The organism is Pseudomonas sp. SAS7 (assembly GCF_052112345.1).
In the GTDB taxonomy this organism is placed as follows: domain Bacteria; phylum Pseudomonadota; class Gammaproteobacteria; order Pseudomonadales; family Pseudomonadaceae; genus Aquipseudomonas; species Aquipseudomonas putida_Q.
The window spans coordinates 1-211 of sequence record NZ_JBEGGO010000083.1 but is presented as its reverse complement, the minus strand read 5'-3'; the positions used below and the strand labels follow the sequence as shown (position 1 = coordinate 211).

Here is a 211-nt window from a genome sequence, read left to right as displayed (position 1 = left end):
CCCCTACGAACCGTCAGACGGCCTACCCGCGTCGCTGCCCGAAAAATGCGCCACTGAAAACCACGACATTCCTTCATCCTTCCTGAACATCGATACCGACCGCTATGGCAGCGCTTGGCTGGCTTTCTCCAGCGACCCTTGGCCGGCGAGCGTGTTGAATGCCTACAAGAAGGGCCAGGCACCTGCGCATCGCTTCGAGGGGGTCGACCTG

Annotated in this window: 1 protein-coding gene; it reads left to right on the top strand. The window is 61.1% G+C overall.

Annotated features, from left to right (window positions below; translation table 11 throughout):
• Nucleotides 1–211 (top strand): hypothetical protein (locus ABI582_RS28785; RefSeq protein ID WP_442121008.1); only part of this gene is annotated, 211 nt, incomplete at both ends.